The organism is Gluconacetobacter sp. (genome assembly GCF_047721585.1).
GTDB classification, from domain to species: Bacteria; Pseudomonadota; Alphaproteobacteria; order Acetobacterales; family Acetobacteraceae; genus Gluconacetobacter; species Gluconacetobacter dulcium.
The window spans coordinates 21,357-35,560 of sequence record NZ_JBDNXE010000034.1 but is presented as its reverse complement, the minus strand read 5'-3'; the positions used below and the strand labels follow the sequence as shown (position 1 = coordinate 35,560).

Here is a 14,204-nt window from a genome sequence, read left to right as displayed (position 1 = left end):
CCCGCGACCTCCGGCGTGACAGGCCGGCGCTCTAACCAACTGAGCTACACCCGCATCGGCTTGGGGTTTGTGCCCCACATCCGTGTGTGGAGGGCGAATTAACAAAGCCCGGCGATTCTGGCAACAGGCTACACGGAAAAAAATGACGGTCGGCGAAAAACCTGCCCGGCGCGGTGGGGCGCCGGGCGGGGAAATTCAGTTCGCGCCGGCTTCGCCCAGGGCCTTGGCGCCATCGAGCGTGACGGCGACTCCGTGGACCGTGGCGGCGACCCGGACGGCCGTCTGGACCTGTTCGGCGGACAGGCCGCCCTCGCGCACCACCCGCTCGTGGCTTTCGACGCACATGCCGCAGCCATTGATGGCCGAGACGGCGAGCGACCACAGTTCGAAATCCAGCTTTTCGATGCCGGGGCGGCCGATGACGTTCATCCGCAGGCGCGCGGGCATCTTGGCGTAGTCGCCTTCGACCATATGCACGAAGCGGTAATAGATGTTGTTCATGCCCATGATCGCGGCAGCGGCCTTGGCGGCTTCGAGGGCTTCGGGCGAGAGGACCGATTTGTATTCGGCCACGATGGCGCGCGTGACGTCCTCGTTGCGCGCGGCGAGGGCGGAGGCCACGAAGGTTCCGGCCAGTTGCTGCGGCGTCAGGGTGATGTCGTTGGCCAGGGAGCTGAGATTGAGCTTCAGATCCTTCGCGTAATCGGGAAGGCGTTCCTTGAGCGATTCGATCGACATGGCGGCGTGACCTGCTGGGCGGAGGCGCCCGGCCGGCCATGCGGACGGTCGCGGGGAGGCTCCGGCGAATGAATAAAGGAAGACGGGCGTTTTCCGTCGTCGTTTATCGGGGCGTCACCGTGTGGTGATCCGGCACCCGTGGCGGGCGGAGCCCGCGTCCGCCTGTCCGGCCCCGGACAGGCGGCGTGGTCCGGCCTGATGGCCGGACCGTCCTGATCGGGAAGGGATCAGGGCTTCAGGAAGGCTTCGCCCTGCTTCCAGTTGCACGGGCACAGCTCGTCGCTCTGCAGCGCGTCCAGGATACGTAGGACTTCCTGCGGGTTGCGGCCGACCGAGAGGTCGTTGACGCTGACGTGGCGGATGATGCCTTCCGGGTCGACCAGGAAGGTCGCGCGGTTGGCGACGCCGGCCGTCGGCGACAGGACGCCCAGGGCGGTCGACAGCTCGCGCTTGATGTCGGCCAGCATCGGGATCTGAAGGCCCTTGAGGTCTTCGTGATGCAGGCGCCAGTTCAGATGCACGAACTCGCTGTCGATCGAGACGCCGTAGACCACGGTGTCACGGTCCTTGAATTCGCCGGCCAGCTTGCCGAACGCGACGATTTCGGTCGGGCAGACGAACGTGAAATCCTTCGGCCAGAAGAAGACCAGCTTCCACTTGCCCGCATCGCTCTTGTCCGAAATCTGGACGAAATCGCCCTTCAGCCCTTCCGGGCCGCCGGGGACGGCTGCCAGATCGAATTCCGGAAATTTATCGCCGACTGTCAGCATCGGTTCTGCTCCCTTGCATTAGGTGGTCGTGACCGTGGCCACAGAAGGCGGTCACGGCATGGGTTGTATCTATGGCTCCGAAGGCGATATCATGCCAATGAATAATTTATATCCGGATGATCGAGTGAGTCGATGACGCCCCTGCCTTCGGCCCAGCAACTGCGCTATCTGATCACGTTGGCGGAGATGCGCCATTTCGGCCGTGCGGCGCAGGCCTGCGCGGTGACGCAATCCACGCTTTCGGCCGGTATCCTGGCGCTGGAACGGCAGTTGGATATTCAGCTTCTGGACCGCAATGTGGGCAAGCGTGTGGTCTTTACCCCCATCGGCGACGAGGTGGCGGCGCGGGCGCGATTCGCGCTGGAAGCGCTACAGGCCGTGCAGGATGTGGCCGATGCCTCGCGCGCGCCAATGACCGGGCTGCTGCGGCTGGGGGTGATTCCGACCATCGGGCCTTTTGTGCTGCCGGGGCTGGTGGCGCGGCTGCGCCGGCATTTTCCGCAGATTCGCCTGTCGGTGAACGAGGACCTGACCGGCAATGTGCTGGACAAGCTGGCCCTGGGCCGGCTGGACCTGGTGCTGCTGGCCATGCCCTGCCCATGCGAGGGGGCCGAAATGCTGCCTTTGTGGCGGGATGAATTCATGCTGGTGCTGCCGGCAAACCATCCGCTGACGGCGCTGGAGGCGATTCCGGTGGAGCGTATCGCCGGCGAGCGGATGGTCCTTCTGGAAGACGGCCATTGCCTGCGCGACCAGACCCTGGCGCTGTGCCGGCAGGACCGGGGATGGACCAGCACCGAGGGCGAGGAGGAGTTCGTCGTGACCTCGCTCTATACGCTGGTCGAGATGGTGGCGGATGGGCTGGGGATTGCGCTGTTGCCGCAACTGGCGGTGGAGTCGGGCATTCTGCGCGACCATCCGGTGGTGGTGCGGCCGGTGACGGGGTGCCAGGCGTGGCGCACCATCGGGCTGGGCTGGCGTGCGCGCTCGCCGCGCGCGGGGGATTTCCGCCTGCTGGCCCCGCATGTTCGGCCACCGGGGCTCGCTGCCTCGGTCGAGGGGTGAAAATACCGCCCGAAAGGGCCGAAAACGGGGGTGGATGGTTGACTCGGGGGCGCTCGACCGGTATTCGGCCCGTCTTCGCGGTTTACCGCCGCCAGTGAGGGTCGGGTCATGAAGATCAGAAACAGCCTGAAGTCGGCCAAGGTTCGTGACAAGGACTGCCGTGTGGTCCGTCGTCATGGCAAGGTCTATGTCATCAACAAGAAGAACCCCCGCATGAAGGCCCGTCAGGGCTGAATGTTGCGGGCGGCCTTGGCCGTTCCGTTCTTTTTGGATGACGCGAAAACCCGCGCCTGCCCCCGGATTCCGGGCGGTGGGCGTGGGTTTTCGCGCGTACGCGTGCTGGCGGCAGCGTGGTTGTGGCTGGGTTGCGTTGTGCCTGCGTGGGCTGATGTGCCTGGTGGGCGTGCCGCTCCGGCACCGGCTGCTTCCGCTGGGGCGGGGCAAGCGACCCATCCCGACCCGTCTGCGACTCCGGACCTGTCTGTTCTGACGGCTCAACTGGCGCGAGCGTCCTCCCGGGCGGCTGCGGCGGATCTGGAAGTTCGGCTGGAGCAGGCGCGGCGACATGCGCTTTCTCCCACCACACGCCTGTTGCAACGCGGTGCCGTGGCGCATCTGGCCGAGGGCAAGGCGTTGAGTGCGGTCGAGGATCTGGACGATGCGCTGGTGTTGCAGCCGGATGTAGCGATCCTGTGGCGTGACCGGGCGCAGGCACGGCTGGCGGCGCGCGACCTGACCGGGGCGATTGCCGACCTGGGTGTTGCGCTCCAGCATGATGGGCAGGATGCGGTGGCGTGGCGGTTGCTGTCGGCGATCGAGGAACAGCGTGGCGACTGGCAGGCGGCCGAGCGGGCCTGGCAGCGGGTGATGGCGCTGGACCCGATGGTGGAGGGTGGCCGCACCAAGGGCGAGCAATTGCACCTGAAGGCATTTGGTCGCCCGACCTGATGGGCGGTGCCGCGGATGTAGTCTCGGATTATGTGTCTGGGGCGTGGGTGTGAGATGCCCGCATTGTATGACGTAACTGTCGCGATTCCTGACATTTTATGGCATACGGGCTTCATGAGTGATCAGGCCGTACGTGGAACGACGACGGGTGGGCGCCGGGCGGTCGGACCGGTGCCGGATCGTGCGCTGTTGCGGGCGACCGCGCTGGCGCATCTGGCCCGTTTCGGTACGACCCGCGCCGGCTTGACGCAGGTGCTGGAGCGCCGCGTGCAGCGCTGGGCGCGGCGGGCCGTCGAGGGCGGCGAACTGTCGGAGGAGGTGGAAAGCCGGATGGCGCCGCTTGGTGCGGTGATCGCGCAGGTGGTGGCCGACATGGTGGAACTGGGCGCGGTGGATGATGCGGCCTTTGCCGGGTCGCGCGCCCGGTCGCTGACACGCTCCGGCCGGTCGCGCCGGGCGGTGCAGGCGCATCTGGCCGCGCGCGGGGTCGAGGCGGAAACGGTTGGGGCCGTGCTGGATGACGCGCTGGGCGCGCGCGGGCAGGATGGACAGGACGTGGAACTGGCGGCGGCGCTGATCTTTGCGCGTCGGCGCCGTGCCGGGCCGTTTGCCCCCGCGCGGGAGGGGGATGAGGACGTGGTTTCGGGCGACGAGGCGGCGGTGCGTCGCCGCAAGGTGCTGGATGCCATGGCGCGGGCCGGGTTTGGTCGCGCGACGGCGGAGGCGGCGCTGGATATGGACCCCGAGGAAGCCGAGGACCGGATTATCCGGATGAAATCGGCGTGACGGGCCGCGCCAGGCGCGTGCGTTGGCTGATGCTGTGCGGCCTGTTGCCGCTGGCGGCCTGCGGCGGTGGAAGCGGCCGTGGCTGGAACGGGCCGGTGCAGTGCGCGCCCTATGCGCGTTCGGTGACCGGGTTGCGGTTGAGCGGTGCCGCCGCCGGCTGGTGGCGGCAGTCGGAAGGGGCGTATGCGCATACGCAGGTGCCTGCGCCGGGCGAGGTGCTGGTGTTCCGCTCTACCCGCCGGCTGCCGGACGGGCATGTGTCGGTCGTGCGGCAGGTGCGTGGGTCGCGGGCGATCCTGGTCGATCAGGCGAACTGGGTGCCGGGGCGCATCGATCGGGGCATTCCGGTGGTCGATGTCTCGCGGGCCAATGACTGGTCTGCGGTGCGGGTCTGGTGGCAGCCGGTTCACAGCATGGGTAAAAGCGTCTATCCCACATATGGGTTCATCTCGCGCGACCTGCCGGATCGTCCGTCGCCGGACGCTTGAGCGGGTGCGGGACGGGGCGCTTGCATGGCGGGCTTCCCGGTTCCATGTCTTATCGGGATTCATGTGATGTCGGGATTGTCCGGGCGGATCGGGGTCGGTCCGGAAGCCGACGGCGCCACGGCGCGGAAACGAGGGTGTGTGTTATGGGTAGCTTGAGCATCTGGCACTGGCTGATCGTTCTGGCCGTCGTGCTGGTTCTGTTTGGCGGCGGCGGCAAGATCAGCACGCTGATGGGCGATGTCGCGCGCGGCGTGAAATCGTTCAAGAAGAACATGGCCGACGACGAGAACATGGAAAACAGCAATCCGGGGCCGGGCGGGCATATCGCGCCGCCGGGGCCGGCGGCCGGGGCGCAGCGCGATGCCAGCTTCTCGGCATCCGGTCGCCCCTCTGGTTCCTCGACCCCCTGAGGCTGGGGCCAGGGCGCACGATTCAGGATCATTTTCCGATATGGACCAGATGACGACGACGGATCTGTGGGCCGGCGCGGTGCGGGATGTCATCGCCGCCGGCCGGCGGATGGACCGGTTTGGCTGGGTGCCGGCCACGGCGGGCAATATCAGCCGCCGCCTGCCGGACGGGCGGATCGCGATCACGCGGTCGGGCGGGCACAAGGGCTGCCTGACGCAGGAGGGCGTGATCGAGGTCGGGATGGACGGCAAGGCCGTGCATCCGGGCGACCGGCCCAGTGCCGAGACCCTGCTGCATTGCCAGCTTTACGCGCATGACCCGGCCATCGGGGCGGTGCTGCATGGTCATTCCGTCGCTTCGACCGTGCTGTCGATGGCGACGGTCGATGGTGCCCTGACCCTGGCGGACTATGAGGTCCAGAAGGTGTTCGAGGGGCAGACCACCCATGACGCCAGCGTGCGTGTGCCGGTGTTCGACAATGACCAGGACATTGCCCGGCTGTGCACCGTCGTGGCGCCCAAACTGGGGCGGATGCCGGCGGGATACATCATTCGCGGCCATGGCGTTTATGTGTGGGGCGCCACCATGGACGTGGCTCTGGCCCGGCTGGAGGGGCTGGAGTTTCTGCTGGCCTGCGAACTGGAAAAGAGGAAGCTGCGCCGATGAGCCGCCTGACCGTCTATCGCGATGACGATCCGGGCCGCGTCGTGTCGCGGACCGACAGCGCGCCGGAGATCGCCCAGACCCTGGGGGACATCGGTGTGCGGTTCGAACGCTGGGACAGTCCGGTGGTGCCGCCGCCCGATGCCTCGCCCGAAGCCGTGCTGGACGCCTATCGCCCCTATCTGGACGAACTGATGGGGAAGACCGGGGCGGGATCGGCCGATGTGGTGCGGATTACCACCCAGACCCCGAACCTGCCCGAACTGCGCGCGAAATTCCTCTCGGAACATATCCATAGCGAGGATGAGGTCCGGTTCTTCGTTCATGGCTGGGGTAATTTCGTGCTGCATGTCGGCGGCAGCGTCTATGACGTGCATTGCGTGGCGGGCGACCTGATTTCGGTGCCGGCGGGCATTCCGCACTGGTTCGATGCCGGGATGGAGCCCGATGTGGTGGCGTTGCGGGTCTTTACCGACAAGACCGGCTGGATCGCCCAATATACGGGCGACGATATCGCCCGGCGCTTTCCAGCAGCCTGAGGAGCGGATGACGGTGGCCGAAGCGGCGACGCACGCGGACGGGGGGATCGACTCCGTTCTGCTGGATATCGAAGGCACGACGATTCCGGTCGCCTTCGTGCATCAGGTTCTCTTCCCCTATGCCCGCAAGGCGTTGCCCGAATTGCTGGCGACGCGCGGCGACGAGCCGGCCGTGCGGGACGCCGTGGCCGACATCGCCCGGCTGGCGCCCGGCGTGGCGCCGCTGGCGCAGTTGAATGACTGGATGGACCGGGACGAGAAGATCGGGCCGCTGAAGGCGTTGCAGGGGCTGGCATGGGCGGAAGGCTACCGCACCGGTGCCTTGCAGGCGGCGCTGTATCCCGACGTGCTGCCGGCCTTGCGGCGCTGGCATGAAGGCGGGCTGCGGCTGGCGGTCTATTCTTCGGGCTCGGAGGCGGCGCAGCGCCTGATCTATGGCCATACGACCGAGGGCGACGTGCGCGGCCTCTTCGACGGGTTCTATGACCTGCGGATCGGCGGCAAGCGCGAGGCGGACAGTTATCGCGCCATTCTGGCCGAGGCCGGATGGGAGGCGGGGCGCACGTTGTTTCTCTCCGATATCGTGGCCGAACTGGATGCCGCGGCGGCGGCGGGGCTGCGGACCTGCCAGCTTGCCCGGCCGGAGGATGGCACCCGCCCCGGCGAGGGGCATCCGGTGGCCGCCACGCTGGATGAGGTGGCGCGCCTGTTTGCTTTGCCTGGCACGCCATGAGGGCGCATCTGCATACCGGCTGGCGGCATATCCCCGACGCGGCGCGGGGCATGGCGGCGGCGCTGGGCAATTTCGACGGGGTGCATCTGGGCCATGCCCATCTGCTGCACACGCTGCATACCGCGCGGCCCGATCTGGGGCTGGCGGTGGTGACGTTCGAGCCTCATCCGCGGGAAGTGTTCCGCCCGCAGGACCCGCCTTTCCGCCTGACCCTGGCCGAGGAGCGGCTGGCCGCCCTTTCGGCGCTGGGTGTGAGGCACGTTTTCCAGATTCCCTTCGATGCCGCCTTCAGCGCCATGACCGCCGAGCAGTTCGTGACGGACGTGCTGCATGAGGGACTCGGCCTGCGGCACCTGGCCTGCGGCACCGATTTTGCCTTCGGCCATCGTCGGGGCGGTAATGTCGCGTTCCTGGCCGAGCGGGCCGAGGAACTGGGGATCGGGATGACCATTGTGCCGGCGCTGGCCGACGCGGGGGGGCCTTATTCCTCGACGCGCATCCGCAGGCTGTTGCAGGACGGGTATCCCGAGCGCGCGGCCGAGGAACTGGGACGGCCCTGGGCGATCCGGGGCGTGGTGCAGCATGGCGACAAGCGCGGCCGCCTGCTGGGCTTTCCGACAGCCAATGTGCCGCTGGGCCGGCATCTGGAGCCCGCGCGGGGTGTGTATGCCGTGACGGTGCGGCTGCCCGATGGGCAAGCCTGGCCGGGGGTGGCCAATATCGGCCGGCGCCCGACCATCGATGACGGGCAGAAAAGCCGGCTGGAAGTCCATCTGCTGGATTTCGAGGGGGATCTGTACGGCCAGACGCTGTCTGTCGCGCTGCATACGCTGTTGCGCGACGAACGGCGCTTCGATGGGCTCGATGCGCTGAAGGCGCAGATCGCCGAGGACGCGGCGACCGCCCGGACATATCTGGACCGGCTGACGCGGACGGGCCTGTGATACGGCCTGCCAAGCTTGACCATCTGGCGTGCGGCTCCGCATAAGGTTGGGTCCGCGAGGGGAATAATCTTTCCGTCGCATCGTTGTTCATTGTCGCCAGTAGCCAGAAATTCAGGGTCATGACCGAGTCGAAGTCACAGGATCTCTATCGGGATACGGTATTCCTGCCGAAAACCAGCTTCCCCATGCGGGGCAGCCTGCCGACGCGGGAGCCGGAGATTCTGGCGCACTGGGCGGCCAGCGGGCTGGACGGGCAGTTGCGCGCGCAGGCGGAGGGGCGGCCGTCCTTCATGCTGCATGACGGGCCGCCTTATGCGAACGGTAACCTGCATATCGGCCACGCGCTGAACAAGATCCTGAAGGATGTGGTCAATCGCGCCCATCGGATGGCCGGTTTCGCGGTGCTTTACCGCCCCGGCTGGGACTGCCACGGCCTGCCGATCGAATGGAAGATCGAAGAGGAATATCGCAAGTCCGGGCGCGACAAGGATTCGGTGCCGGTCCTTCAGTTCCGCGCCGAATGCCGGGCCTATGCCGCGAAATGGGTCGAGATCCAGGCCGCCGAGTTCCGCCGCCTGGGTGTGCAGGCCGAGTGGGACGAGCGCTATGCCACGATGGATTTCTCCTCCGAAGCCACGATCGCAGAGGAAATCGGCCGCTTTCTGCTGAACGGGCTGCTCTATCGCGGGCTGCGCCCGGTGATGTGGAGCCCGGTGGAGAAGACGGCGCTGGCCGAGGCCGAAATCGAATATCGCGACCATGAATCGACCACGATCCATGTCGCGTTTCCGTTCATCCACGACCCGACGCCGACCGGGGTGCTCCAGGATGTTTCGGCCGTGATCTGGACGACCACGCCCTGGACCATCCCCGGCAACCGCGCCATCGCCTTCGGGCCGGAGATCACCTACGCGGTGCTGCGCGTCGACGGGGTGACCGACAATGCGTTGCTGGAGCCGGGCGCCCGCCTGCTGGTGGCCGAGGCGCTGATCGCGCCGTTCTGCGCCGCCGCCGGGATCACCGAGCATTACGTGCTCTACACCATGCCTGGCGAGGCGCTGACGGGGGCGATCTGTGCCCATCCGCTGCGCGGGCAGGGCTACGATTTCGACGTGCCGCTGCTGGGCGGCGATTTCGTGACCACCGATGCGGGCACCGGGCTGGTCCATATGGCGCCGGCCCATGGCGAGGACGATTTCGCGCTGACGGTGGCGAACGGGATCGAGGTGCCGGAACTGGTGCTGGATGACGGGCGCTATGCCGACTGGGTGCCGCTGTTCGCGGGCGGGCATGTCTTCAAGGCGGCCGAGCCGGTCTGTGTGGCGCTGACGGAGGCGATGCAGAAGGCCAACGATGCCGGCGAGGCGCCGGCCGGGCTGGTGGCGCGTGCGACGCTGGTGCATTCCTATCCGCATTCCTGGCGGTCGCGCGCGCCGGTGATCTATCGCGCCACGCCGCAATGGTTCATCCGCATGGATGGCGAGGGCCAGTTGCGCGCCCGTGCCCTGCGTGCGCTGGAAGACGTGACGTTCGTGCCCGCCCAGGCGCGCAACCGCCTGACCTCGATGGTTGCCGGGCGCCCGGACTGGTGCATCAGCCGCCAGCGGGCGTGGGGGGTGCCGATCGCGGTGTTCGTCGAGAAGCGGAGCGGCGAGGTGTTGCGCGATCCGGTGGTGATGCAGCGCATCGTGGACGCCTTCCGCACCGAGGGCGCGGATGTGTGGTACAGCGCGCCCGCCAGCCGGTTCCTGGGCAACGACCGCAACCCCGACGAGTACGAGCAGGTGTTCGACATCGTCGATGTGTGGTTCGAGAGCGGATCGACCCATGCCTTCGTGCTGGGGCGTGACGGCATGCCGTTCCCGGCCGATCTGTATCTGGAAGGGTCCGACCAGCATCGCGGCTGGTTCCAGTCCTCGCTGCTGGAAAGTGTGGGCACGCGCGGGATCGCGCCCTATCGCGCGCTGGTGACCAACGGCTTCGTGCTGGACGAGCAGGGCCGCAAGATGTCGAAGTCGCTGGGCAATGTGGTGGCCCCGCAGGACGTGAACGACTCGCTGGGCGCGGATATCCTGCGCCTGTGGGTGATGAATTCCGACACCAACGAAGACCTGCGCATCGGCAGCGAGATCCTGAAACAGCAGGGCGAACTCTATCGCCGGCTGCGCAACACGTTGCGGTGGCTGCTGGGCGCGCTGGACGGGTTCACCGACGCCGAGCGTGTGCCCTACGAGCAGATGCCCGAACTGGAACAGTGGGTGCTGCATCGGCTGACCGAACTGGGCGCGCAGATCGACCGGGCGGTGAAGACGCATGAATGGGTTGGCGTCTATGCCGCCGTGCATGGGTTCTGCGCCACTGATCTGTCGGCGTTCTATTTCGACGTGCGCAAGGATGCGATCTATTGCGACGGCGCGGACAATCTGCGCCGTCGGGCCGCCCGTACGGTGCTGGACCAACTGCATCGCTGCCTGTGCGCGTGGCTGGCGCCGGTGCTGGTCTTTACGGCCGAAGAGGCGTGGACCGCGCGTTTCGGCGAGGCCGAGAGCGTGCATCTGCAATCCTTCCCCGCGCTGCCCGAGGAGTGGATCCGCCCGGATCTGGCCGATCGCTGGATGACGCTGCGCGGCGTGCGCCGGGTGGTGACGACCGAGATCGAGGCGGCCCGGCGTGGCGGCATCGTGGGGTCGTCGCTTCAGGCGGCGCTGGAACTGAAACTGTCGGAGGAAGAGGCCGGACGCTTCGCCGATGTCGATTGGTGCGAACTGGCGATCGTGTCGCAGGCGTCGATCACGGTGGAGCCGGGGGCGGCGTCGATCTTCCTGGCCGGTGAGGGCGAGGAGCGCGACGGTGGGGCTGTGGGTGCCCATGGCGCGCCGGTCATCTCCGCGGCGTCTGGGCATAAATGTGCCCGCTGCTGGAAGGTGCTGGACGAGGTGGGGAGCCAGGCTGCCCATCCTGAATTGTGCCTGCGTTGCGTCGCGGTCGTCGATGCGCGGGCCGGGGCATGAGTGAGGCCGTGCTGGGGGGCGGCGCTTTTCGGCCGGCCCTGCGCTGCCGGGTTATCGGCGCGGCGCTGTTCCTGCTCGTGCTGCTGCTGGATCAGGGGAGCAAATACTGGATTCTGTACGGGCTGGACCTGCCGAACCGGGTTTCGGTTCCCGTGCTGCCGTTCTTCAGCCTGACCATGGTATGGAACCATGCCATCACGTTCGGCATGCTCGGTGGCATGGCGGGGATGGGGCGGGTCGTCTTTACGGTCGTGGCGCTGGCGGTGGTGCTGGTGCTGACGATCTGGCTGGCGCGGACCAGCCGCCCGTGGGTGGCCGCGGGGCTTGGCGCGGTCATGGGCGGGGCGATCGGCAATGTGATCGACCGGCTGCATTACGGCGCGGTGGTCGATTTCGTGCACCTGCATGCGTACGGATACAGTTTCTACGTGTTCAATCTGGCGGATGCCGCGATCGATTGCGGCGTTGCCATTTTATTGTTCGACAGCCTGACCGAGCGGCGTGGCCTTGCCGGAACCGGGCAGGAGCGGTAGAAAGCGAAGCATGGCGCCCCTATTCCCTCGTCTGGTTCCGTTCGCACTTCTGCTGTCGGGCGGAGTCCTTCTTGCCGGTTGCTCCGGCTCGGACCTCAATCGGGCCTTCGGCCTGGAACGCGATTCGCCGGACGAATATACGGTGACGACGCGCGCCCCGCTGTCGATGCCGCCGACGCAGGAACTGGCGGTTCCGCACAGCGATTCGTCGCGCCCGCAGGACGAGAGCCCGAGATTGCAGGCGCTCGAGACCCTGTCGCCCAATGTCGCGCTTCAGGGCGCCGATGGCGCGCCGAGCGCCGGCCAGGCCGCGCTGGTGAACGAGGCCGACGCGGCCTCGGACAGTTCGGACAAGGGTGAGCTTGGTCCGGCCGGGCAGGGCTTTATCAACCAGTTGATGTTCTGGAACGGCGGGGGCGCCGGCGGCGAGGTGGACGGCGAGGCCGAGAACCGCCGTCTGCGCCAGAATTCGGCGCTGGGCAACAGCCCGACCCAGGGTGCCACGCCGACCGTCAAGAGCAAGGCCCCGAGCAAGTAGAGCCAGGGATGGCCGGGCCGGGTTGCCGGCCGGCATGGAGGAAGGGGACCGGCCTTGGCTGGTCCTTTTTTTATTTTGGCCCTGGTTTCCCTCCACCGAAAAGGATTTCGCCCCCGTGGGGCGGATGGTTTAGCCTGTGCCCATGAGTGATTCGTCGAGCCTGCCCGCCCGACCGGTGATCCGGCGTTTGTCGGAACAGGTGGTCAACCGCATCGCGGCGGGCGAAGTGATCGAGCGCCCCGCCGCCGCGTTGAAGGAACTGGTCGAGAACGCGATCGATTCCGGGGCGCGGCGGATTTCGATCCTGCTGGAACAGGGCGGGATCGACCGGATCGAAGTGGTCGATGACGGGTGCGGCATGACGCCCGACGACCTGATGCTGGCGGTCGAGCGGCATTGCACCTCGAAACTGCGTGACGAGACGCTGGTGCGGATCGAAACCCTGGGGTTTCGGGGCGAGGCGCTGCCGTCGATCGGGGCGGCGGCGCGGCTTTCGGTGACCTCGCGCCCGCATGGGGCCGACAGCGCGTGGCGGGTGACGGTGGAAGGCGGGCTGGTGGGGACGCCCGCGCCCTGCGCCGGTACGGCGGGAACCCGCGTGGTGGTGGAGGATATGTTCTTCGCCACGCCCGCCCGGCGCAAATTCCTCAAGAGTCCCCGCGTCGAGGCCGGACATGCCGACATTACGGTGCGGCGGCTGGCGCTGTCGGTGCCGCATGTGGCCTTTCGCCTGCAACTGGACGAGCGGGTGGTGTTCGACCTGCCGTGCCAGGACATGGCGGAGCGGGTCGCCGCCATTCTGGAGACCGAGGGCGCGGACGGCATGCTGCCGGTCGAGGGGGTGAAAGGCGACCTGGTGCTGAGCGGTTTCGCCTGCGGCCCGTCGGTGCATCGGGCGACGGCGGCGGGACAGATTCTGCTGGTCAATGGCCGGCCGGTGGTCGATCCGGTGCTGCGGACGGCGGTGCGCGTCGGCTACCGGCATGTGATCGAGCATGGGCGGCATGCGGTGGTGGCGCTGTCGCTGACCATTCCGCCGGACATGGTGGATGTGAACGTCCACCCGGCCAAGACGGAACTGCGTTTTGCCGATCCGGCGGCGGTGCGCGGGCTGGTGATCGGGGCGTTGGGCCGGGCGCTGGGCGGCGGTGCCGGCGTGGCCGGGGTGCGGCCGGGGCTGTTGCAGTCGCGCGTGGCGGGGCCGGCGCGGATCTGGTATCCGCCATCCGACCCCGCACCCGCGCGCCCGGCGGCGCCGGTCTTTGCGGCGCCTGGTCCGGCGGCGTTTTCCGGCGGGCGACTCGATCTGGGGGATCGGCCGGCCGCGCGCGTCCTGGACCCCGTGTTGCCTGTTGCGCCTCCGGGACCGGGGGGCGGTTCGGGGCCGGTGGAAGAGGCGCGGGCCGTTCTGGCCGATCCGGTGGATTATCCGCTGGGGGCCGCGGTGGCGCAGGTGATGGGCACCTATGTGATCGCGGTGTCGGGCGACGGGGCGCTGGTGCTGGTGGACCAGCATGCCGCGCATGAGCGCCTGACGCATGAACGGCTGCGAGCCCAGTATCTGGACGGTACTCTGCGTGCCCAGCGCCTGCTGTTGCCCGAAGTGGTGACGCTGCCGCGTGGCGGGGCGGAGGCGGTGCTGGCCCGTGCCGGCACGCTGTCGGCCCTGGGGGTGGAGATCGAGCCGTTCGGGGGGGATGCTGTGCTGGTGCGGGCGTTGCCGGCGCTGCTGGGGACCGACGATCCGGCCGGCCTGCTGCGCGACATGGCCGAGGAAATGGCCGAAGACGATCTGGCCGATGCCGACGAGGTGCAGGCGTTGGATGGGCGGCTGGATGCCATCCTGGCCCGCATGGCGTGCCATGGCAGCGTGCGGGCCGGGCGCAGCCTGACGCGGGAGGAGATGGACGCGCTGCTGCGCGACATGGAACGCACCCCGCGCGCCGGCACCTGCTCGCACGGGCGGCCGACCTGGGTGAAGCTGAGTCGCGCGGATCTGGAGACCCTGTTCGGCCGGCGATAATCGGTGCGCACGGC

General features: G+C 67.9%; 16 protein-coding genes. 14 read left to right on the top strand and 2 right to left on the bottom strand.

The genetic code is table 11. The features are described 5' to 3' along the window. Positions 1-195 precede the first annotated feature (195 nt). Both ABF821_RS08680 and ABF821_RS08675 read right to left on the bottom strand, forming a co-directional pair. Entirely contained in the window at positions 196-738 is a 543-nt protein-coding gene (locus tag ABF821_RS08680; RefSeq protein ID WP_182972362.1) for a carboxymuconolactone decarboxylase family protein, read from the bottom strand. Positions 739-965: 227 nt separating this feature from the next. Beyond that, a complete protein-coding gene (locus ABF821_RS08675) occupies positions 966-1,508 on the bottom strand; it encodes a peroxiredoxin (protein WP_182972361.1) in 543 nt (180 codons plus the stop codon). Positions 1,509-1,640: 132 nt separating this feature from the next. Between ABF821_RS08675 and ABF821_RS08670 the strand changes: the two genes are divergently transcribed. The 14 genes from ABF821_RS08670 (at position 1,641) to mutL (ending at position 14,190) form a co-directional block, all read left to right on the top strand. Beyond that, positions 1,641-2,573, top strand: coding sequence for a hydrogen peroxide-inducible genes activator (locus ABF821_RS08670; RefSeq protein ID WP_415529716.1), 933 nt, complete (start codon positions 1,641-1,643; stop codon positions 2,571-2,573). 108 nt (positions 2,574-2,681) lie between these two features. After that, positions 2,682-2,807, top strand: a complete 126-nt coding sequence (gene ykgO / locus ABF821_RS08665; protein WP_012223099.1) for a type B 50S ribosomal protein L36 — start codon at positions 2,682-2,684, stop codon at positions 2,805-2,807. A gap of 138 nt (positions 2,808-2,945) precedes the next feature. After that, a complete protein-coding gene (locus tag ABF821_RS08660) occupies positions 2,946-3,521 on the top strand; it encodes a hypothetical protein (protein WP_415529715.1) in 576 nt (191 codons plus the stop codon). Positions 3,522-3,635: 114 nt separating this feature from the next. After that, entirely contained in the window at positions 3,636-4,307 is a 672-nt protein-coding gene (locus ABF821_RS08655) for a regulatory protein RecX (protein WP_415529714.1), read from the top strand. 29 nt (positions 4,308-4,336) lie between these two features. After that, on the top strand, positions 4,337-4,795 hold the full coding sequence (locus ABF821_RS08650; RefSeq protein ID WP_183009015.1) for a CHAP domain-containing protein: 459 nt from the start codon (positions 4,337-4,339) through the stop codon (positions 4,793-4,795). A 143-nt stretch (positions 4,796-4,938) separates the two neighbouring features. Beyond that, on the top strand, positions 4,939-5,205 hold the full coding sequence (locus ABF821_RS08645; RefSeq protein WP_182972358.1) for a twin-arginine translocase TatA/TatE family subunit: 267 nt from the start codon (positions 4,939-4,941) through the stop codon (positions 5,203-5,205). Positions 5,206-5,245: 40 nt separating this feature from the next. After that, entirely contained in the window at positions 5,246-5,872 is a 627-nt protein-coding gene (locus ABF821_RS08640; RefSeq protein WP_415529713.1) for a methylthioribulose 1-phosphate dehydratase, read from the top strand. After that, the gene (locus ABF821_RS08635) at positions 5,869-6,408 is read left to right on the top strand and encodes a 1,2-dihydroxy-3-keto-5-methylthiopentene dioxygenase (RefSeq protein WP_415529712.1); all 540 of its coding nucleotides are present in this window, start codon (positions 5,869-5,871) and stop codon (positions 6,406-6,408) included. The genes ABF821_RS08640 and ABF821_RS08635 overlap by 4 nt, the downstream gene beginning before the upstream one ends. Before the next feature lie 7 nt (positions 6,409-6,415). After that, positions 6,416-7,141, top strand: coding sequence for an acireductone synthase (gene mtnC, locus ABF821_RS08630; RefSeq protein ID WP_182972355.1), 726 nt, complete (start codon positions 6,416-6,418; stop codon positions 7,139-7,141). Further along, positions 7,138-8,085, top strand: coding sequence for a bifunctional riboflavin kinase/FAD synthetase (locus tag ABF821_RS08625; protein WP_415529711.1), 948 nt, complete (start codon positions 7,138-7,140; stop codon positions 8,083-8,085). Before mtnC ends, ABF821_RS08625 begins: the two co-directional genes overlap by 4 nt. Positions 8,086-8,204: 119 nt before the next feature. Then, positions 8,205-11,096, top strand: coding sequence for an isoleucine--tRNA ligase (gene ileS / locus ABF821_RS08620; RefSeq protein WP_415529710.1), 2,892 nt, complete (start codon positions 8,205-8,207; stop codon positions 11,094-11,096). Further along, a complete protein-coding gene (gene lspA / locus ABF821_RS08615) occupies positions 11,093-11,629 on the top strand; it encodes a signal peptidase II (RefSeq protein ID WP_182972352.1) in 537 nt (178 codons plus the stop codon). The genes ileS and lspA overlap by 4 nt, the downstream gene beginning before the upstream one ends. 10 nt (positions 11,630-11,639) lie before the next feature. Continuing rightward, positions 11,640-12,167: a DUF3035 domain-containing protein gene (locus tag ABF821_RS08610; RefSeq protein WP_182972351.1), complete on the top strand. Its 528-nt coding sequence runs from the start codon at positions 11,640-11,642 to the stop codon at positions 12,165-12,167. 142 nt (positions 12,168-12,309) lie between these two features. After that, the gene (gene mutL / locus ABF821_RS08605) at positions 12,310-14,190 is read left to right on the top strand and encodes a DNA mismatch repair endonuclease MutL (protein WP_415529709.1); all 1,881 of its coding nucleotides are present in this window, start codon (positions 12,310-12,312) and stop codon (positions 14,188-14,190) included. Positions 14,191-14,204: the final 14 nt, after the last annotated feature.

Excerpts from the sequence above, each read along its gene's own strand:
- ABF821_RS08680 (WP_182972362.1), bottom strand. The coding sequence starts at position 738 with ATGTCGATCGAATCGCTCAAGGAACGCCTTCCCGATTACGCGAAGGAT.
- ABF821_RS08675 (WP_182972361.1), bottom strand. The coding sequence starts at position 1,508 with ATGCTGACAGTCGGCGATAAATTTCCGGAATTCGATCTGGCAGCCGTC.
- ABF821_RS08670 (WP_415529716.1), top strand. The coding sequence starts at position 1,641 with ATGACGCCCCTGCCTTCGGCCCAGCAACTGCGCTATCTGATCACGTTG.
- ykgO (WP_012223099.1), top strand. The coding sequence starts at position 2,682 with ATGAAGATCAGAAACAGCCTGAAGTCGGCCAAGGTTCGTGACAAGGAC.
- ABF821_RS08655 (WP_415529714.1), top strand. The coding sequence starts at position 3,636 with ATGAGTGATCAGGCCGTACGTGGAACGACGACGGGTGGGCGCCGGGCG.
- ABF821_RS08650 (WP_183009015.1), top strand. The coding sequence starts at position 4,337 with ATGCTGTGCGGCCTGTTGCCGCTGGCGGCCTGCGGCGGTGGAAGCGGC.
- ABF821_RS08645 (WP_182972358.1), top strand. The coding sequence starts at position 4,939 with ATGGGTAGCTTGAGCATCTGGCACTGGCTGATCGTTCTGGCCGTCGTG.
- ABF821_RS08640 (WP_415529713.1), top strand. The coding sequence starts at position 5,246 with ATGGACCAGATGACGACGACGGATCTGTGGGCCGGCGCGGTGCGGGAT.
- ABF821_RS08635 (WP_415529712.1), top strand. The coding sequence starts at position 5,869 with ATGAGCCGCCTGACCGTCTATCGCGATGACGATCCGGGCCGCGTCGTG.
- mtnC (WP_182972355.1), top strand. The coding sequence starts at position 6,416 with ATGACGGTGGCCGAAGCGGCGACGCACGCGGACGGGGGGATCGACTCC.
- ABF821_RS08625 (WP_415529711.1), top strand. The coding sequence starts at position 7,138 with ATGAGGGCGCATCTGCATACCGGCTGGCGGCATATCCCCGACGCGGCG.
- ileS (WP_415529710.1), top strand. The coding sequence starts at position 8,205 with ATGACCGAGTCGAAGTCACAGGATCTCTATCGGGATACGGTATTCCTG.
- lspA (WP_182972352.1), top strand. The coding sequence starts at position 11,093 with ATGAGTGAGGCCGTGCTGGGGGGCGGCGCTTTTCGGCCGGCCCTGCGC.
- ABF821_RS08610 (WP_182972351.1), top strand. The coding sequence starts at position 11,640 with ATGGCGCCCCTATTCCCTCGTCTGGTTCCGTTCGCACTTCTGCTGTCG.
- mutL (WP_415529709.1), top strand. The coding sequence starts at position 12,310 with ATGAGTGATTCGTCGAGCCTGCCCGCCCGACCGGTGATCCGGCGTTTG.